Source organism: Maritalea mobilis, assembly GCF_019800885.1.
Taxonomy (GTDB): domain Bacteria; phylum Pseudomonadota; class Alphaproteobacteria; order Rhodobacterales; family Rhodobacteraceae; genus Roseibacterium; species Roseibacterium beibuensis.
Window position 1 is genome coordinate 407499 of the sequence record NZ_JAHVKE010000001.1, and the last position, 18110, is coordinate 425608.

The 18110-nt window shown below is 64.9% G+C and carries 21 protein-coding genes; 15 read left to right on the plus strand and 6 right to left on the minus strand.

Annotated features, from left to right (window positions below; translation table 11 throughout):
* The first annotated feature begins 57 nt into the window (after positions 1-57).
* Entirely contained in the window at positions 58-1191 is a 1134-nt protein-coding gene (ctaA, locus tag KUV65_RS02030) for a heme A synthase (protein ID WP_222187193.1), read from the plus strand.
* A gap of 4 nt (positions 1192-1195) precedes the next feature.
* Positions 1196-2671 carry a carboxypeptidase M32 gene (locus KUV65_RS02035; protein ID WP_222187194.1) on the plus strand — a complete coding sequence of 492 codons (1476 nt, stop codon included), beginning with the start codon at positions 1196-1198 and terminating at the stop codon, positions 2669-2671.
* A gap of 30 nt (positions 2672-2701) precedes the next feature.
* Here the strand turns inward: KUV65_RS02035 and KUV65_RS02040 are convergent, their stop codons facing one another.
* Positions 2702-3496 carry an enoyl-CoA hydratase gene (locus KUV65_RS02040; protein WP_222187195.1) on the minus strand — a complete coding sequence of 265 codons (795 nt, stop codon included), beginning with the start codon at positions 3494-3496 and terminating at the stop codon, positions 2702-2704.
* An 84-nt stretch (positions 3497-3580) separates the two neighbouring features.
* On the opposite strand from KUV65_RS02040, the gene KUV65_RS02045 reads away from it, so the two are divergent.
* Positions 3581-4003: a PaaI family thioesterase gene (locus tag KUV65_RS02045; RefSeq protein WP_222187196.1), complete on the plus strand. Its 423-nt coding sequence runs from the start codon at positions 3581-3583 to the stop codon at positions 4001-4003.
* A 100-nt stretch (positions 4004-4103) separates the two neighbouring features.
* Positions 4104-5081: an SLAC1 anion channel family protein gene (locus KUV65_RS02050; RefSeq protein WP_222187197.1), complete on the plus strand. Its 978-nt coding sequence runs from the start codon at positions 4104-4106 to the stop codon at positions 5079-5081.
* A gap of 84 nt (positions 5082-5165) precedes the next feature.
* Here the strand turns inward: KUV65_RS02050 and speE are convergent, their stop codons facing one another.
* Both speE and speD read right to left on the minus strand, forming a co-directional pair.
* A complete protein-coding gene (gene speE / locus KUV65_RS02055; RefSeq protein ID WP_222187198.1) occupies positions 5166-6032 on the minus strand; it encodes a polyamine aminopropyltransferase in 867 nt (288 codons plus the stop codon).
* 89 nt (positions 6033-6121) lie between these two features.
* Entirely contained in the window at positions 6122-6619 is a 498-nt protein-coding gene (gene speD, locus KUV65_RS02060) for an adenosylmethionine decarboxylase (protein WP_222187199.1), read from the minus strand.
* Positions 6620-6871: 252 nt separating this feature from the next.
* On the opposite strand from speD, the gene KUV65_RS02065 reads away from it, so the two are divergent.
* From KUV65_RS02065 to rpsI, 4 genes are all read left to right on the plus strand, one after another.
* Positions 6872-8191: an NAD(P)/FAD-dependent oxidoreductase gene (locus KUV65_RS02065; RefSeq protein ID WP_222187200.1), complete on the plus strand. Its 1320-nt coding sequence runs from the start codon at positions 6872-6874 to the stop codon at positions 8189-8191.
* Between the two features lie 12 nt (positions 8192-8203).
* Positions 8204-8560: a DUF5368 domain-containing protein gene (locus KUV65_RS02070; RefSeq protein WP_222187201.1), complete on the plus strand. Its 357-nt coding sequence runs from the start codon at positions 8204-8206 to the stop codon at positions 8558-8560.
* 270 nt (positions 8561-8830) lie between these two features.
* Positions 8831-9292, plus strand: a complete 462-nt coding sequence (gene rplM / locus KUV65_RS02075; protein ID WP_222187202.1) for a 50S ribosomal protein L13 — start codon at positions 8831-8833, stop codon at positions 9290-9292.
* A 2-nt stretch (positions 9293-9294) separates the two neighbouring features.
* Positions 9295-9792, plus strand: a complete 498-nt coding sequence (gene rpsI, locus KUV65_RS02080) for a 30S ribosomal protein S9 (protein WP_222187203.1) — start codon at positions 9295-9297, stop codon at positions 9790-9792.
* 115 nt (positions 9793-9907) lie between these two features.
* On the opposite strand, the gene KUV65_RS02085 is transcribed toward rpsI, so the two are convergent.
* Positions 9908-10186, minus strand: coding sequence for a hypothetical protein (locus tag KUV65_RS02085; RefSeq protein WP_222187204.1), 279 nt, complete (start codon positions 10184-10186; stop codon positions 9908-9910).
* A gap of 316 nt (positions 10187-10502) precedes the next feature.
* Between KUV65_RS02085 and KUV65_RS02090 the strand changes: the two genes are divergently transcribed.
* The 4 genes from KUV65_RS02090 (at position 10503) to KUV65_RS02105 (ending at position 13838) form a co-directional block, all read left to right on the plus strand.
* Entirely contained in the window at positions 10503-10772 is a 270-nt protein-coding gene (locus KUV65_RS02090; protein ID WP_222187205.1) for a hypothetical protein, read from the plus strand.
* Between the two features lie 269 nt (positions 10773-11041).
* Positions 11042-11932, plus strand: a complete 891-nt coding sequence (locus KUV65_RS02095) for an ABC transporter permease (RefSeq protein ID WP_222187206.1) — start codon at positions 11042-11044, stop codon at positions 11930-11932.
* Positions 11929-12735, plus strand: coding sequence for an ABC transporter permease (locus KUV65_RS02100; protein ID WP_222187207.1), 807 nt, complete (start codon positions 11929-11931; stop codon positions 12733-12735). Before KUV65_RS02095 ends, KUV65_RS02100 begins: the two co-directional genes overlap by 4 nt.
* On the plus strand, positions 12732-13838 hold the full coding sequence (locus KUV65_RS02105; RefSeq protein ID WP_308124483.1) for an ABC transporter ATP-binding protein: 1107 nt from the start codon (positions 12732-12734) through the stop codon (positions 13836-13838). The genes KUV65_RS02100 and KUV65_RS02105 overlap by 4 nt, the downstream gene beginning before the upstream one ends.
* Positions 13839-13966: 128 nt before the next feature.
* On the opposite strand, the gene KUV65_RS02110 is transcribed toward KUV65_RS02105, so the two are convergent.
* Complete coding sequence (locus tag KUV65_RS02110; RefSeq protein WP_222187208.1) at positions 13967-14197, minus strand: sulfurtransferase TusA family protein; 231 nt, start codon at positions 14195-14197, stop codon at positions 13967-13969.
* A gap of 94 nt (positions 14198-14291) precedes the next feature.
* Here KUV65_RS02110 and KUV65_RS02115 point away from each other — a divergent pair, with 94 nt between their 5' ends.
* Genes KUV65_RS02115 through KUV65_RS02125 form a run of 3 tightly spaced genes read left to right on the plus strand, consistent with a single transcriptional unit; the run spans position 14292 to position 17753 of the window.
* Positions 14292-15062, plus strand: a complete 771-nt coding sequence (locus KUV65_RS02115) for a cytochrome c biogenesis CcdA family protein (RefSeq protein WP_222187209.1) — start codon at positions 14292-14294, stop codon at positions 15060-15062.
* A 43-nt stretch (positions 15063-15105) separates the two neighbouring features.
* Positions 15106-16404 carry a hypothetical protein gene (locus tag KUV65_RS02120; protein WP_222187210.1) on the plus strand — a complete coding sequence of 433 codons (1299 nt, stop codon included), beginning with the start codon at positions 15106-15108 and terminating at the stop codon, positions 16402-16404.
* Positions 16401-17753 (plus strand): cytochrome P450, encoded by a 1353-nt coding sequence (locus tag KUV65_RS02125; protein ID WP_222187211.1) that lies wholly within the window; start codon positions 16401-16403, stop codon positions 17751-17753. Before KUV65_RS02120 ends, KUV65_RS02125 begins: the two co-directional genes overlap by 4 nt.
* A gap of 73 nt (positions 17754-17826) precedes the next feature.
* On the opposite strand, the gene KUV65_RS02130 is transcribed toward KUV65_RS02125, so the two are convergent.
* Positions 17827-18090 carry a hypothetical protein gene (locus KUV65_RS02130; protein ID WP_222187212.1) on the minus strand — a complete coding sequence of 88 codons (264 nt, stop codon included), beginning with the start codon at positions 18088-18090 and terminating at the stop codon, positions 17827-17829.
* Between the last annotated feature and the right edge of the window lie 20 nt (positions 18091-18110).

The window sequence follows — 18110 nt, forward strand, 5'->3', positions numbered from 1 at the left end:
TGAAGGCCGCGCGGGCGCGGGATAGGTCTGACCCCGAGATGTGAGGGGAGACGGGCCATGGCCGAGCGTCGCAGCATTTTCGAAGAGGTCACCGAAACACAGAAGCCCGCCGCCACGCCGGGCGGCGTCAGTCGCGACCGGTCACGCGCGCGGCGGCTGGTGCGGGGCTGGCTGATGATCCTGTTCGCGCTGGTCGTCGTGATGATCGCCGTCGGAGGTCTGACGCGCCTGACGGATTCGGGCCTGTCGATCACCGAATGGGCGCCGCTCTCGGGCGCCATCCCGCCCCTGTCCGAGGCCGACTGGCAGGCCGAGTTCGACGCCTACCGCGCGATCCCGGAATACCAGTTGCAAAACCGTGGCATGAGCATGGCGGAGTTCCAGTTCATCTACTGGTGGGAATGGGGCCACCGCCAGCTTGGCCGGTTCATCGGTCTGGTCTGGGCGGTGGGCTTCCTCGGTTTGCTGGCGACGCGCAATATCCCGAAGGGCTGGACGGGACGCTTGCTGTTTCTTGGCGCGCTTGGCGGCGCGCAGGGCGCGATCGGTTGGTGGATGGTGCATTCGGGCCTGCAGGAGGGGATGCTCGATGTCGCCTCCTACCGGTTGGCGACGCATCTGGGGCTGGCTTTCCTGATCCTGTCGCTGATCGCGTGGTATGTCATGCGCCTTGGCCGCGAACAGGCCGAGTTGTTCTCGGCCCGGCGCGAGGGGGACCGCAAGCTCAAGGGCATGTCGACCGGCGTGATGCACCTGGCCTTCCTGCAGATCATCGTGGGCGCGCTGGTGGCCGGGATCGACGCGGGCCGCAACTACACCGATTGGCCCTTGATGGCCGGTGGCCTGACCCCGCCGGGCATGTGGGCGATCGAACCGGTCTGGCGGAACCTGTTCGAGAATGACGGCACGGTGCAGTTCATCCACCGCATGCTGGGCTACCTGCTGGTGCTTGTGGCGCTCGGGGCCTGGATCGCGAGCCTGAGATCGGCGCGCAAGGCGACGCGCACGGCCTTCAACGACATGATGGCGATGATGGTCGTTCAGATCTTTCTTGGCGTGGTGACGGTCATGACCTCGGCCACGTGGTACCTCGCCATCCTGCACCAGTTCGGGGCGGTGGTGCTGATGGTGCTGATCCTGCGCGCGCGGTTCCTGTCGATGTATCCCCTGAAACAATCTGTCCGAGGCTGAGCTTATGAGTGCACTGACCGATCTTCTCGCCTTTCAACGCGAGACCGAAGCGCTGGCGCAGGTCATGGGCCGTCTCGGCTGGGACCAGGAAACGGTCATGCCTAAGGGCGCGGCCGAGCAGCGCTCGGACGAGATGGCGGCACTGGAATCGGTTTTGCACGCCCGCCGCACCGACCCGAGGGTCGGGGAGTGGCTGGAAAAGGCCGAGGCGACGACCGAAGCCGAGGCGGCACAGCTTCGCCTGATCCGGCGCGGATACGAGCGGGCGATGAAGGTTCCCGCAGATCTGGCCACGGCCTTGGCGCGGACCACCTCGCTGGCGCAGGGCATCTGGGCGCGGGCCCGCGCGGCCGATGACGTGGCGCATTTCCTGCCCACCCTGGAAGAGGTCGTGAACCTGCGCAGACAGGAAGCTGCGGCGCTGGCCGGATCCGACGGCACTCTCTACGACGCGCTTCTCGACGATTACGAGCCGGGCATGAGCGGCGACGAGATCGCGGCGCTGTTCGATCGGATGCGCCCGCGCCTTGTCGCGTTGCGTGAACGGGTGCTGGGGCAGGGCACGCCGCCCAAGGGCCTGACCGGCGCCTTCCCTGAAGACAGGCAACTGGCGCTCGCCCACGAGGTCGCGGGGGCCTTTGGCTACGATTTCCTGCATGGCCGGATCGACCAGGCGGTGCACCCGTTCTCTTCGGGGTCGGGCAAGGACGTGCGCATCACCACCCGCGTGGACGAAGGCGAACCGCTCGGCTGCCTCTACTCCACGATCCACGAGGTCGGCCACGCCACCTACGAACAGAATATCGATGAGGCCTATGGCCTGACCGCGCTGGGGCAGGGCGTGTCGATGGGGGTGCATGAAAGCCAAAGCCGCATCTACGAGAACCAGCTGGGCCGGTCGGCCCCTTTCACCAGCTGGCTATTCAACCGCATGCGGGCGCATTTCGACGATATCGGCCTGCACGATCAGGCGGCCTTCCACGCTGCGGTCAACCGCGTGAACGCGGGCTTCATCCGGACCGAGGCCGACGAGGTGCATTACAACCTGCACATCATGCTGCGCTTCGATCTGGAACGTGCGCTGATCTCGGGCGATCTGGCGGTGGCGGACCTGGAGGCGGCCTGGAACGACCGGTTCGAGGCCGATTTCGGCGTCAAGGTCGACCGGCCCAGCCATGGCATGTTGCAGGACGTGCACTGGTCGGTAGGCCTGTTCGGGTATTTCCCGACCTACAGCCTCGGAAACGTTTACGCAGGCTGCCTGAACGAGGCGATGCGCCGCGACATTCCCGATCTCGACGCACATCTGGCCGAGGGCGACCCGTCGCCGGCGACCTTCTGGCTGCGCGAACGGCTGCAACGCCATGGCGGGCTACGCCCGCCGCGCGAGACGATCATGGAAGCCACGGGAGGCGAGATCAGCGAAGCGCCGCTGCTCGACTATCTCGACGCGAAATTCGCCGCGATCTACGGGGTGTAAGGGCCCAAGGATCGCGGCGCGGGGTTTCGCTCAGCCGGGCTGGTTCCAGTCGGGTTTGCGCTTTTCGATGAAGGCATCCACCCCTTCGGCCGTGCCCTTGTCGAGCATGTTCTCGACCATCACCGCGCCGGTCAGCTCATAGGCCTTGTCCAGCGGCAGGTCGATCTGGTCGTAGAAGGCGCGCTTGCCGATCCGCACTGCGCTGCCCAGCTTGCTGGCGACAAGCGCGGCGAGCGCCTCGGTTTCCTCGTCCAGCGCATTGTCGGGAACAACGCGGTTCACAAGGCCCAACTCCCGCGCGCGGTGGGCGTCGATGAACTCGCCCGTGGTCAGCATCTCGAACACCTGCTTGCGCGGGGCGTTGCGGCTGAGCGCCACCATCGGCGTCGAGCAGAAGAGGCCGATATTCACGCCGTTCACCCCGAAGCGGCAGCTCTCGGCGCTGACCGCCATGTCGCAGGAGGCGACAAGCTGGCACCCGGCGGCCGTTGCGATGCCGTGGGTCTGCGCGATGACCGGCTGGGGCAGGCGGGGGATCAACTGCATCATGCGCGCGCAGCGGTCGAAAAGGTCGCGCAACTCGGCCGCGCCATTGCCGCCCTCGCGCTTGGCCTTCATCTCTTTCAGGTCATGGCCCGCGCAAAACGCCTTGCCCACGCCCTTCAGCACGATCACGCGCTGTGTCCTGGATTGGATCAGGTCCGTGAAGGTTTCGGTCAGCCGCGCCAGCATGGCGTCAGACAGCGCGTTCAGGCTGCCCGGTGCGTTCAGCGTCAGGTGCGTGATCGCGCCCCGGTCCTCGCGCAGAAGAATATCGTCCGTCATGGTGGATGCCTCCCTTGCCACCGTCCCATCCCGGCGGCACGTTAGCGGCAATCGAGGGTGGGGGAAACAGGAAGGGAGCCATTCATGCCAGTCGTGATGACCGAGGCCGATCTGCACGCGTTTCTGGAGCGGGAGTTTCCGCAGACCGCCGGAGATTTCATCATCGAAGAGGTTGGCGAGAAGGCGATCCGTGTCCGCCTGCCCGTGGCCGAGCGGCACCTGCGCCCCGGCGGCACCGTTTCGGGGCCCTCGATGTTCGCGCTGGCCGATGTGTCGGTCTACCTTGCCGTGCTGGCGATGATCGGGCCCAAGGCCTTGGCCGTGACGACCAATTGCTCGATCGATTTCATGCGCAAACCGGCGGCGGGGGCCGACCTGATCTGCGTGTGCCGCCTGCTGAAGCTGGGCCGCGTGCTGGCGGTGGGCGAATGCCTGATGTTCTCGGAAGGCTCGGACGCGCCGGTCGCGCGCGCCTCCCTGACCTATTCGATTCCGCCCGAACGCTGAGCCGTCCTGGCTGCGACACCCTGTGACGCTGCACCCGTGGTACAATCCCGCTAGAAGATCTAGTTGACACCTGCAATCGAATTGCCGGGAAGGGACCGACATGACCGACACCACCGCCCCCGCCGCCAGCCATAGCCGGCTGGAGCATCTGCCCGTGACATTCCACGCCATCCTGATGGGCCTTTTCGGCCTGACGCTGGCCTTGCGCGCGGCCTCGCACGCACACAGCTGGGCCGAGCCGCTGGCGCAAGGGATGCTCTGGGTCGGGATCGCGGCCTTTGCCGCCATAGCGCTGGTCTACCTGACCAAGGTCCTGCGCTACCCAAGCGCGGTGGTGGCCGAATGGCATCACCCGGTGAAACTGGCCTTCTTCCCCACGATCTCGATCTCGCTGCTTCTGATGGCGACGGCGATGAACACCGATTTCCCCGCGATCGCGCGGATCTTCTGGGTGATCGGGACGGTCCTGCAGGGCGTTCTGACGCTGTCGGTCATCCATAGCTGGATCAGCCACCGCGCTTTCGAGGTCGGGCACCTGAACCCCGCGTGGTTCATCCCGGCGGTGGGCAACATCATCGTGCCGGTGGCCGGTGCGCAGATGGGCTATACCGACATCAGCTGGCTGTTCTTTTCCGCCGGTCTGATCTTCTGGATCGTGCTGCTGGTTCTGGTCTTCAACCGGCTGATCTTTCACAATCCGCTGCCGGGCAAGCTGTTGCCGACCATGCTGATCCTGATTGCGCCGCCCGCCGTGGGCTTCGTCTCCTATTTCCGGCTGGTGGGTGAGGTCGATACGTTCGGCATCCTGCTGGTGAACATGGGCTATGTCTTTGCCGCGCTGGTGTTCATGGAACTGCCCAAACTTGCCAAACTGCCGTTCGCGCTCAGCTGGTGGGCGCTGAGCTTTCCCCTGGCGGCGCTGTCCATCTCGTCCTTCCTTTACGGCGCGCAAACCGGGAGCACGGTGCATGACGCCATCGGTCTGATCGTTCTGGGCGTGCTGGTGCTTGTCGTGGCGGGCCTGATCCTGCGCACGGCGCTGGCGATCGGGCGGGGCGAGATCTGCGTTCCGGAATGACTGAACGGGGCGGAGACCTCCCGGTCTCCGCCCCGCCGAAAATCTCGAGATTTTCGTCCGTTTTCCTCGAGGAAAACGCCCCGTTTACGGGATAAGCCGCGCCACGTAGGGGGGCAGGGCAAAGGCGCCCTGGTGCACTTCGGGCGTGTAGTAGTCGGTCGACAGTCCCGCCGCCTCGAACCGTGCGCGCAAGGTGGCGAGGTCCGTCTGACGCGCCGTGCCGTTGGTGCCCCAGCCGAAGGCCATCGGCCCACCCGCATAGGTCGGGATCGTGGCGAGGTAGCAGGTGGCATCCGAGAACAACGCGCGGAAGGCGCGCATCGTGTTGGTCAGCTCTTCGCCCTGCAGGAAGGGCACCCCGTTCTGGGTCACGAGGATGCCGCCCTCGGCCAGGCGGGCGCGGGCGTGGCCATAGAAGGTGTCGGTGAACAGAACCTCGCCGGGGCCGACCGGATCGGTGGAATCGACGATGATGACGTCGTAGAAATCGGCGTTCTCCTTCATGAAGCCCGCGCCGTCCGCGATCACGAGATCAAGGCGCGGGTCGTCGAAGGCCCCCGCCGAGATGCCGGGCAGGTATTGCTTGCAGAAGTCCACCACGCCGCCGTCGATCTCGACCATGGTGACCTGCTCGACCCCGTCATGCTTCAGCACCTCGCGGGCCATGCCACCATCGCCGCCGCCGACGATCAGTACGCGCTTGACGTTGCCATGGGCGAGGATCGGCACATGGGTCAGCATCTCGTGATAGATGAAATTGTCGGCCTCGGTGACCTGCACCACACCATCGAGCGTCATGATCCGGCCAAAGGTCGGGTTCTCGAAGACGCGGATACGCTGGTGCTCGGTCGCGCTGTCGTAGAACTCGGTCGTGATGCGCAGACCCTGCAGGTGATCGTCGTGCAGACGCTCGATGTTCCAGTCGGCGGGCCAGTCGGTGCGATCGGTCATGATGTGTCCCCCGGATGTTATGGCTTGAAACGGATGCGGGCCGCGGCGGGGTGCGCGCGGCCCGGTTCTTTCGAGGATGACAGCCGCGATCAGGCGGCCACGACCTCGCTCACGAGGCCTTCGCCGCGGCGCAGTTCCTTGACGTGCACGGTCTCGGTGCCGAAGGCCCGGCGCAGCACGTCCACGGCTTTCCACGGTTGCGCGTCGCCGCACATGAACACGTCGAAGGCGCCGTAGCCGATCTCGGGCCAAGTGTGCACCGAGATATGGCTTTCGGCCAGAACGGCGACGCCGCTCACGCCCTGGGGCGAGAACTTGTGCGTGTGGATGTGCAGCAGCGTGGCGCCGCATTCATCCACGCAGTCACGGAACGCCTGCTGGATGCGATCCTCGTCATCCAGCCCGTGGCCGTTCTCGACTTCGATGATCAGGTGCGTGCCGGCAAACACCGCGCCATCACGGCGGATGAAGTGATCGTCACGGGTGTCGTCAAAAATATCGCGTGCAGCCGTTTGGCTGCGGGATTCTTCCGCATGGGCGCCTGTCTCCAGACCAGTCCCCAGTTGGAAGAGGTCGGCGCTGTCCATGGCGCTCCCCCTTCTTACCAGTAGAGTGATGTGGTGGGTCCTTAGCGCCCCCCCGGCAGCTGCCGAAGTTGGGATCGGTCCCGGTTCGTGAGGGGGCACCTAAGGCCGCGCCTGAGTCGGATCAAGAGGGAATTTTCACAGGTCGCGACAAATTCGCCCTGAAGGCGAGTGATTTGATATATGTCAAAGTCGTAATTTAACCTTGCACACTATTGCATGCCAAATCAGAGACGCGTCACGGACTCGGGAGACATGCGAATGACAGAGAATTTCAACACCAGCCGCCGGGCCTTTCTGGCCATGGCCGCTGCGGGGGGCGCTGCCGCCACCCTGCCGGGCGCCGAGGCGCGGGCGCAAACCGTGCAGACCACTGCCCGCATCGTGATCATCGGGGCAGGGGCCGCCGGCACGGCGCTGGTCAACCGGCTGGTCGACCGCCTGGACGGGGCTCAGATCACGCTGATCGACCCGCGGGTGCGCCACCTGTATCAACCGGGCCTGTCGCTTGTCGCGGCGGGCTTGAAACCGGCGGACTACGTCGTCAGCACGACGACCGAATGGTTGCCCGATGGCGTGACCCTTGTCGAGGACGCGGTTTCGGCCGTGGACCCGGAAGTGCAGCGCGTGGACACCGAAGGTGGCGAAAGCGTCGAGTATGATTTCCTTGTGCTCGCGCCGGGCCTGATGCTCGACCATGAGGCCATCGAGGGGTTCTCGCGCGACATGATCGGCACCAACGGCATCGGCGCGCTCTATGGCGGGCCCGAAGATGCCGCGGCAACCTGGGAAGCGGCGTCGCGTTTCGTCGAGGAAGGGGGCAGGGGGCTCTTCACCCGTCCGGAAACCGAGATGAAATGTGCCGGCGCGCCGCTCAAGCACACGTTCCTGATCGACGACCGCCTGCGCCGGGCCGACAATCGCGGCGCGGCCGAGATCCTCTATGCAGCCCCGCAGACCAGCCTGTTCGGCGTGCCGATCGTGTCCGAACGCGTGCGCATGCTGTTTGGCGACCGTGATATCGACTACAGCTACCAGCGCACGCTGCGCGCCATCGACGCTGAGCGAAAGATTGCGACCTTCGAGACGCCCGACGGCACCGAAGAGCAGGATTACGACTACATCCACATCATCCCGCCTCAGCGCGCGCCGCAGTTCATCCGCGATTCGGGCCTCAGCTGGGCCGATCGCTGGACGGACCAGGGCTGGGTCGATTGCGACCAATATACGATGCGCCACAATCGCTATGACAATATCTGGGCGGTGGGCGATGTAGCGGGTGTGCCCAAGGGCAAGACCGCAGCCAGCGTCAAGTTCCAGGTGCCGGTGGTCGAGGATCACCTCGTCGCTGCCATCCAGGGCGAGGACGGCACGGAAACCTATGACGGCTACACCTCCTGCCCGCTGATCACGCGGATCGGGCGCGCCATGCTGATCGAGTTCGACTACAACAACAACCTGACCCCGTCCTTCCCCGGCGTGATCGCCCCGCTGGAAGAGCTGTGGATCAGCTGGCTGATGAAGGAAGTCGCCCTGAAAGCCACCTATAACGCCATGCTGCGCGGCCAGGCCTGAGGAGACCGGAACATGGAAGAACTAACCCTTGAGACAATGATCGCCGTGTTCGAAGAGATCTTCGGAACTGGCCTGTTCTGGAGCATGGTGGCTGTCGCCGCCATCATCACGGTCGGATATCTGTACGTGCTGATCCGGGATCATAACCTTGGCATGCGGCGCTTTTTGATCGCGCAACTCTTCATGCCGGTGGGGGCAGTCCTTGCCGTTTGGTTCGTGATGTTCATGACAAGCTCGAACCTCAGCGATATCGGTGGGCCAGTGGACGTCATCGTCTTTCTCGGCATCGCTGTCATGGGGGCGATCGGGATGTCGATCCTCGTCTACACCGTGGAATCGCTGTTTTTCCGCGACAAACTGGGCGACTGAGCCCCGGCCTGATTTGGACGTGACTGCAGCGCACCGCCCCGAAACCGGGGCGGTGCTTTGCTTTTGGGAGGCAAAAAGGGCTGCGATGATATGGGGTAAAATAGTACCGTAATCATAAGCCACGGAAATTGCGTGATTTTAGGCAAAAAGTGCCGCTTGACGGGGCGCGGGAAATGCTTAGAACACCGCCATCCACCCAAGGGGCGCGTATTTGCATGCGTGCCCCCATGTGTTTCCGGCCGGATCCCGGCCCCCGAAAGGACTGACCCGATGAAAACCTTCACCGCTACCCCGGCGGATATCGAGAAGGAATGGATCGTGATCGACGCCGAAGGCGTCGTACTCGGCCGTCTCGCCTCGATCATCGCCATGCGGCTGCGCGGCAAGCACAAGCCGACCTTCACGCCGTCCATGGACATGGGCGACAACGTCATCGTCATCAACGCCGACAAGGTGCAGCTGACGGGCAACAAGCGCAACAAGCCGAACTACTGGCACACCGGCTATCCGGGCGGCATCAAGTCCCGCACCACCGGCCAGATCCTTGAAGGGGCGCATCCCGAGCGCGTCGTCATGCAGGCCGTCAAGCGCATGCTGCCGGGCGGTAAGCTGTCGCGCCAGCAGATGACCAACCTGCGTGTCTATGCCGGTGCCGAGCACCCGCACGAGGCCCAGCAGCCCAAAGTGCTCGACGTCAAGTCGATGAACCCCAAGAACACCCGGAGCGCATGACAATGGCCGAGACTCTCTCTTCGCTCGATGCGCTGAAAGGCGCCGTGGACGGGGCGGATGCCCCCGCCGCCGTCACCATGGACGAAACCCCGCGGGAGCCGCAGCGCGACGCGCTTGGCCGCTCCTACGCCACCGGCAAGCGGAAAGACGCGGTTGCCCGCGTCTGGATCAAGCCCGGTTCCGGCAAGGTCGTGGTCAATGGCAAGCCGATGGACGCGTATTTCGCACGTCCCGTGCTGCAGATGATCCTGCGCCAGCCCTTCACCGTCGCCGGTGTCGAGGACCAGTTCGATGTCATGGCCACCGTCAAGGGCGGCGGCCTGTCCGGTCAGGCCGGTGCGGTCAAGCACGGCATCTCGAAGGCGCTGCAGCTCTATGAACCGTCCCTGCGGGGCGCGCTCAAAGCCGCTGGCTTCCTGACCCGTGACAGCCGCGTCGTGGAACGCAAGAAGTTCGGCCGCCGCAAGGCTCGCCGCAGCTTCCAGTTCTCCAAGCGCTGATCCGGCGTCAGACAGATTTCGGAAAGGGCCGCTCGTTTGGGCGGCCTTTTTTCTTTTGAAAAACAAACGCTTCGGGATATGCGTGAACAGCGATTACTTGAGTGTATCGGGAGGGCTAGCGCGCGATTGCGGTCAAGATGAAGGGCAGCGTGATCACCAAGATGAGATACGGCGGAAAAAACGCCAGGATCATCTGCCAAGTCCTTGGATCTTCACCAGGTCTGGGTGCCCGGACGAACAGGTAAAGGCCACTGCCCAGAAAAAGCAGGCCGGGTGCGAGGAACATCACGATGTCGACCCGCGCGGCGAGGGCGGGGTCGAGCGCCGGCAACAGCAGCATCGCGCTGATCAGCCATTGCAGAAGGGCGGCACCGACGGCGATAGGGCTTTTCATCCCTCGTTCTGACCCTGTGCGACCCGCGCAGTCAACGGGTACGCTTGCTCATTGGGATCACAGGGAGCCGCCGGCTGCGGCGGCCCCCATGACATACCCTTTCAATCCCCGCGTGGAGGAGGCACAGGCCGTGCTGTGCGTCACCGAACGCCTGTCGTGAGCGGCCTTTTGCCCGGCAGCCGGATGCTCACTCACAGATGCGTGAGCGGGTCTTCAACCCGGGGCACTGTTTTCCAAATCTTTCGGCGTGCGGGGCAGCAGGCCGATGTGCCATCGCTCCGCCGGTTCAACACCACCACCTCTGGACCTTGGAGACATGATCATGAAACGCATGGTTCTTTCTTCTCTGTTCATCCTTGCCGCGCCCGGCCTGGCGCTGGCTACCACGTCGGCGATGCCGGACGGCCAGCAGGGCAACCTGGCAAAACCCGCGCAAGCCGTCGAGACCCTTCCCACGGACGCGGCCGAGGCTCTGCAAGGCAAGAAGGGCCTTTTCGACAACGCCCTGTTGACCGACGCAGACAGCGATCTGCCGAAGCCGAACGCGTCGATGGCAAATCCGACCCGGGTCGAGACCAGCCTCTGATACCGCGTTGCCATGCTCGTGGCGCGCACCGGCCCGTCCGGGCGCGCCACGGCACCCACGAAAAGCCCCCCGTCCACGACGTTGCAACCTGCCGGGGTGGAGCCCTTTTCGAGACGCTCAAAAAGTGATCCTTTCGCGCCGGTCCCTCCGAAAAACGCCGTCGAAGAAAGCCTGCACCGCAAGCTTCCTCTTGCAGCTTCGCCAGCATGTCGCCATCGTCGGGAACCGGGGATGCGAACAGGCCCCGTGCGGAAAGGGACACCCGCAACATGGGCGAGAGCCATTCGGGGCTGAGACGAGCATTGCGCAGCGAAGCGGGAAAGGGCCTGACCATCGTCAGCCCGCCCTTGGTCTATTCCCTGCTTCTGCTGGCGGCGCCGCTGGCGACCATCGTGCTGTTGAGCTTCTGGACGCAGCAATTCCTGACCATCGACCGCACCTTCACCTTCGCAAATTACGAAGAGGCGCTGAGCGACCCGCTATATCGAGAGCTGATGTTCCGCTCGCTGCGGATCTCGGGGATGGTGACCCTGGTCACGGTGGTGACGGCCTTTCCCATCGCCTATTTCATCAGCTTTCGCGTGGCGCCGAACCGCAAGTCGCTGTGGCTGTTCCTGATCACGATCCCGTTCTGGACCAGCTACCTGATCCGCGTCTTCCTGTGGCGGGTGATCCTGGCCTATGACGGGCCGGTAAACGGCACGCTTCTGGGCCTCGGCATCATCGACGAGCCACTTGGCTTCATCCTCTACAACGCCAATGCCGTGGTCGTGACACTGGCCCATGCCTTCGCGCCTTTCGCGATCCTGCCGATCTTCGTCAGCCTCGAACGCATTGACCGCAGCCTGCTGGAGGCCGCGCGCGACCTTGGCGAAAGCCATGCCATGACCTTCTTCCGCGTGACCCTGCCGCTGGCCATGCCGGGGGTGCTGGCGGCCGCCCTTATCGTCTTCATCCCGACCGTGGGCGATTACGTCACCCCGCGCCTTGTCGGCGGGTCGGGCGGCACGATGATCGCCAACATGATCTACGCGCAGATCTTCGACCTGAACAACCGGCCCATGGGCGCCACGCTGGCCGTGCTCGCCATGGGTACGGTGGCCGTCATTTCCATCGGGTTGATCCTGCTGACTCGCCTCTGGACGGGGCCGAAACGATGAGGGGCGGGGGGCTCAAGGTCTACGCGATCCTGTATCTGGCGTTCCTTTATGCGCCGATCGTGCTGCTGCCGCTCTTTGCCTTCAACGACGGGACGGTCATCGCCTTTCCGCTGCAGGGCTTCACGCTGGAATGGTTCGCGGCCCTGCTGGACACGCCCGCGTTGCACGAGGCGACGCTGAACTCGCTGATCATCGCGGTCTCGGTCGCGATCCTGGCCACGTCGCTCGGGCTGTTCGCCGCCCGTGCCGCGACGCGCTACAAGTTTCCCGGCAAGCCCGGCATCCTTGGCTTCATCATGCTGCCGCTGGTCCTGCCCGAGGTGATCGTCGCCATCTCGCTTCTGGCGGTGCTGATGCAGCTTGGCCTCGACAGCGGGCTGTGGACCATCATCCTTGGCCATTCGCTTTTGTGCATGCCGTTTTCCATCGCGATCCTGCAGGGCAGTTTTGCCAACATGGACCAGAGCCTGGAAGAGGCCGCGATCGACCTGGGCGAGACGCCGCTCTCGACCTTTCGCCTCGTGACCTTCCCGCTGGTATTGCCGGGCATCATCGCCTCGCTTCTGATCTGTTTCACCATCTCGCTGGACGAGTTCATCATCGCCTTCTTCCTGTCGGGCAACGAGCCGACGCTGCCCGTCTATCTCTGGGGGCAGTTGCGCTTCCCGGCGCGGCTGCCGGTGGTGATGGCGCTTGGCACGATCCTCGTGACGCTGTCGGTCCTGCTGCTGGTGGTGGCCGAGTTTTTCCGCCGCCGCGGCCTGAAGCGCGCGGGGCTTGAAGATACCGGAGGGTTCCTGTGAAGGACACGACACCGCCGCCTGCCATCATCACGCTGGACGATGTGCACAAGTATTACGGCGACTACCACGCGCTGCGCGGCATCTCGGCCGAGATCCGGCAGGGCGAGTTCTTTTCGCTGCTGGGGCCGTCGGGCTGCGGCAAGACCACGCTTCTGCGCGCCATCGCGGGGTTCGAGGATATCTCCTCGGGGCATATCCAGTTGAACGGCCGCAACATGGAGGGGGTGCCGCCCAACAAGCGCCCGACCAACATGGTGTTCCAGTCCTACGCCATCTTCCCGCATCTGAGCGTGGCCCAGAACGTGGCCTTCGGCCTGCGCCGGACATCCATGTCCGGCGACGAGAAGAAACGCGCCGTGGCCGAGGCGTTGGAGATGGTGGGGCTGAAGGATTACGGGCGGCGCGCGGCCCATGCCCTGTCCGGGGGCCAAAGGCAGCGCGTGGCGCTGGCCCGCGCCCTGATCCTGAAGCCCAAGGTGCTGCTGTTGGACGAGCCGCTGTCCGCGCTCGACAAGAAGATGCGCGAGCAGATGCAGGTGGAGCTGATCAAACTGCAGCGCGAGGTGGGCATCACCTTCATCCTGGTGACCCACGACCAGGAAGAAGCGTTGGTGATGTCGGACCGCATCGCGGTGATGTTCGAGGGCGAGATCGCGCAGCTTGATGATCCGGAATTGCTGTACCGGCGCCCGAACTCACGCCGCGTGGCCGAGTTCATCGGGATGATGAATTTCCTGCCCGCCGATGTCATCTCTGTCTCGGATGGTAGGGCCGAGGTGGAGGTCGCGGGCCTGGGCCGGGCCGAGCTTGACGCGGCGCAATGCCCGGGCGGTGCCATCGTCGGGGCGGCCCGGATCGGTCTGCGCCCCGAAAGCCTGACCATTCTGTTCGAAGGCCAGAGCCCAGAGGGCGGGCGCAGCGCGGAAGGCGTGGTCGAAGAGGTCGTATATTACGGGGACATGACCTATTACGACGTGCTGATCGATGGCGCGCCGAACAAGGTGTCGGTCTCGATGCGCAACATGCCGGGGCGGCGGGTTCTCGAACGGGGCGCGCCGGCGCACCTGGCCTGGGATCCCCGGGCGATGGTTCTGTTTTCCTGAAGGATTGCGCCGGCGTTGCCGTCGCCCGGTGTCGCGGGGCAAGGGGTCTTGACCCCCTTGCCCCGCGTGCGCGTTTCACGCGCGTTTGCATATTTGCAGGATAAAGATGGGGGCGGGGATCGTGCCGGTCAGGCCCGCTTGCGCACGAGGTAAGCCGGGCAGGGGCCGCTTGTGTCGGAGCCGAGGAAGTCATGGCCTTCTTCGGTGCAGAAATGGGGCACGTCGATCGCGGCCATCGGATCCGTCGCGCGCAGGCAGGCCACCTGACCGGGGGAGAGGCCCCGAAGCCGCTGTTTCAGGCGCAATACCGGTAGCGGGCATTTCAACCCTTCGGCATCAATTTCGACATCCCACTCCATGAGGGGTCGATTAGCCCCGGGCGCGACGCCCTGTCCACGCCAATGTGAGCGTTGGCGACGTGACGCCGCGCCGAATCCCGCGTATGTCAGGGCCATGTTCGGGATCGATCTGTTCGATGCGTCGCTTTTGCCGGCGATGCTGGTGGCCTTGACCGCCGGTGTGCTGAGTTTCCTCAGCCCCTGTGTCCTGCCGATCGTACCGCCCTACCTCGCCTATATGAGCGGGATCACCATGGCCGACATGGCCGAGGATGCCGCCGAGGACGCGCGCCGCGCGGCCCGGAAAAAGGCGCTTCTGGCTGCGCTGTTCTTCGTGCTGGGCCTGTCGACCGTGTTCATCTTCCTTGGTTTCACCGCGTCCATCTTCGGGCAGTTTTTCTTGCAGAACCAGATCCTGCTGGCGCGGATCGCGGGGGCGGTGATCATCGTTTTCGGGCTGCATTTCCTCGGCGTGATCAACATCCCTCTTCTCAACCGGGAGGCGCGGTTGGATGCGGGTGACCAGGGGGGCACGGCCTTTGGCGCCTATGTGCTGGGCCTTGCCTTCGCTTTTGGCTGGACGCCCTGCATCGGCCCGCAACTGGGCGCGATCCTGTCCATCGCGGCGACGGAGGCCAGCGTGACCCGTGGGACGGTCCTGTTGGCGGTCTATGCCGTGGGCCTTGGCATTCCCTTCCTCCTGGCGGCCGGGTTCATCGACAAGGCCATGGGGGTGATGGCCCGGTTGAAGCGGCATATGCGGATGATCGAACGCGCCATGGGCCTGCTTCTGGTCGCTGTCGGGCTTGCCCTGATGACCGGGGCGTTCTCGGCCATGTCGTTTTGGCTGCTCGAAACATTCCCCTCGCTTGGCAACCTGGGCTGATTTGCGCCCTAGGCTTGCCGGATTTCGCGGCTAACCTGCGCCCATGAGCAGGGTTGAGGCAGACCAGCCGCGCCGCCGCGTGGCCCGCCGCCGGGTGATCTACATCCCCGGATATGACCCCGTGCCGCCCCGCAAGTACCGCGAACGCTACCGCCGCGAGGCCGCGAAACAGGCTGCTTTGTCGGGCTACCGGATCGAGATGGGCAAGGCGCGGGGCGATGCGCGCTTTGGCTGGCATGTCAGCGCCCGGATCGAGGGGGCGGCGGTCGAGACCCAGGTTGAGGTGGCCTACTGGGCCGATATCGTGCGCGACTCGATGGACCAGGGTGTGTTGGCAACCTATGGCCAACTGGCGCGGACGGCCTGGGCCTATATTGGATCGGGGGCCCTGTTCCGGCTGATGCGGCTGCGCAAGGGGCCGGTGATCGCGGCGCTCTACCCGGTTGTTCTGTTGCTCTTGGAACTGCTTTTGGCCCTTGGACTGGGCTATGCGGCCGCCTGGGGGTTCATGGTGGCCACGGACTGGGCGCTGACGCAGGTTGAAGGGGCGCAGGGCGGCTCCATCGTCCGGGCGGCGTTCGCCGTGCTGGTCCTTCTGCCCGCGGTGGCGTGGCTGGTGTTGCGCGGGTTCAAGCGCCGAGACGCCTTTTACGAATGGTATCTCATGCATGATTACGCCTTTTCCGCGCGATACGGCGGGGCGTTTCCGGCCGAGCAGGAGGTGCGGATGGCCGAGGTCGGTGACCGGATCGCCGGGGCGCTGCAGGGCGGGGCTGACGAGGTGCTGGTCGTCGGCCATTCCTCGGGCGCCTATATCGCGGTGTCGATCCTGGCCGACCTGATCCGGGCGGGGCGCGTGCCGGCGGACGGCCCGTGCCTGTCGCTGCTGACACTCGGGCATGTCGTGCCGATGGTCTCGTTCCTGCCGCAGGCTGGTCGGTTGCGCGCTGACCTCGCCTATCTTGCCGTGCGGGAGGAGCTGTCCTGGGTGGATGTCAGCGCACCGGGCGACGGGTGCGCCTTTGCGCTGTGCGACCCGGTGGCGGTCAGCGGGATGGCGGCCGAGGGCAAACGCTGGCCGCTGGTGATTTCGGCGGCCTATACGCAGACCCTCCGCCCCGAGACATGGGCGGCCCTGCGCTGGCGCCTGTTCGAGCTGCATTTCCAGTATCTGAATGCCTTCGACAACCTGTCGGGGCGTGAGGACGAGTATGACTACTTCCGCGTGACGGCGGGGCCGCTGACCCTGTGGGACCGGTTCGGGGCGCGCGCGCCCTCGGCCAGCCGGATCGAACGACCGGTGAACCGTCATACGGACCAGGTGGTGAGGGCCAAGGCATGACCATGATGCCGCCGAAACCCAAGGCAAGGCCCGAGCGCGTCTCGCTTTGGCGCTACATGAAGCTGTTTCGGCAGGATATCCTGTCTGCGCAGCCCGCGCGGCTCTATCGCGCGTGGATGGCGGAGTTCCGGACGCCGTTTTTCCGCAGTTTCATGGTGAACCAGCCAAGCCTCGTGGACGAGGTCCTGCGCGCCCGCCCGCTCGATTTCCCGAAATCGGATCGCGTGGGCGAGGGACTGCGCCCGTTGCTTGGCAACTCGGTCTTCCTGACCAATGGCGAGGCATGGCTGCGGCAGCGCCGGATCATCGACCCGGCCTTCGAGGGCGGGCGGCTGCGCGACACGTTTCCCGCCATTTGGGCGGCGGGGGAGGCCGCCGTGGCCCGCATGGAGACCGGAGAGGTCGAGATCGAGGCGGAGATGAGCCACGCGGCCGCTGACGTCATCTTCCGTACGCTCTTTTCCATCCCGATCGAGAACGAGGTCGCCGCCGAGACCTTTCACCAGTTTCGCGCCTACCAGCGCACGCAGCCGATCCTGAATGCCGCGGCCTTCGTGCCCTTGCCGCGCTGGATGCCGCGCGGGTTTTCGGCCGAGACCAAGCGCACCGCGCGCGCGATCCGAGGGCTGATCGCGCAGTTGACGGTCGAGCGGATGGCGTTGATCGAGGCCGGTGACGCGCCGGACGACCTGGCGACGAAGATCATGACGACGACCGATCCCGAAACGGGCGAGAAATTCTCGACCGAAGAGATGGTGGACCAGGTCGCGATCTTTTTCCTGGCCGGGCACGAGACCAGTGCCAGCGCGCTTGGCTGGGCGCTGTACCTTCTGGCGCTGCATCCCGACTGGCAAGACAAGCTCTCGGCGGAGGCAGAGGCCGCGCTGGCGGGCGGGATGGAGTTCGGCGTCATGTCGAAGCTGAAACTGGCCCGCGACGTGTTCCGCGAGGCCCTGCGGCTTTATCCGCCGGTCCCGATGATGGTGCGCGAGACGGTCAAGCCGGAATGCTTCCGCGACCGCGATCTGCCGGTGGGAAGCCAGGTGGTGCTGTCGCCCTGGCACCTGCATCGCCATGAACGCTTGTGGGAGAACCCCGACGGGTTCGATCCCGACCGGTGGGCGACGGAGAACGGCAAACAATGCCTGCGCGAGGCGTGGATCCCGTTCTCGGTTGGGGCGCGGGTCTGCACCGGGGCGGGCTTTGCGATGGTCGAGGGGCCGTTGTTGCTGGCGATGCTGTTGCGCGCGTTTCGGTTCGAGCGGGTCGAGGGCAAGGACCCGGTGCCGGTGGCCTACCTGACGGTGCGCGCGAAGGACGGGATCTGGTTGAAACTGACTCGACGGTAGGGAACGGAAATCTCGAGATTTCCGTGCGGAAAACTGCAGTTTTCCGGGCAGAAAAACTCGAGTTTTTCTGCACCTAAGCTTCATGTCGGGTTTTCGATGCTTCCTTCGGGCGCAGGATGCGCACCGGTTCGCGGTTGCAGAAGATGATGATCTGACCGGCATTCTCGATGGCGCGAAAGCCACGGCGATACACCTCTTCGACGAAGGCCTCCTTGCCGAAATAGCGCTCGATATCCCGCGCGCTGCGCCGCAGGACCTTGCCGTCGCGGACAAGGCGCGTGCCGAAAACGTCGGCAAGAAAGGCCTCGGGCGAATGGTTCGGTGGCAGCTTTTCCATGCCGTCACCCTGCCAGAGAA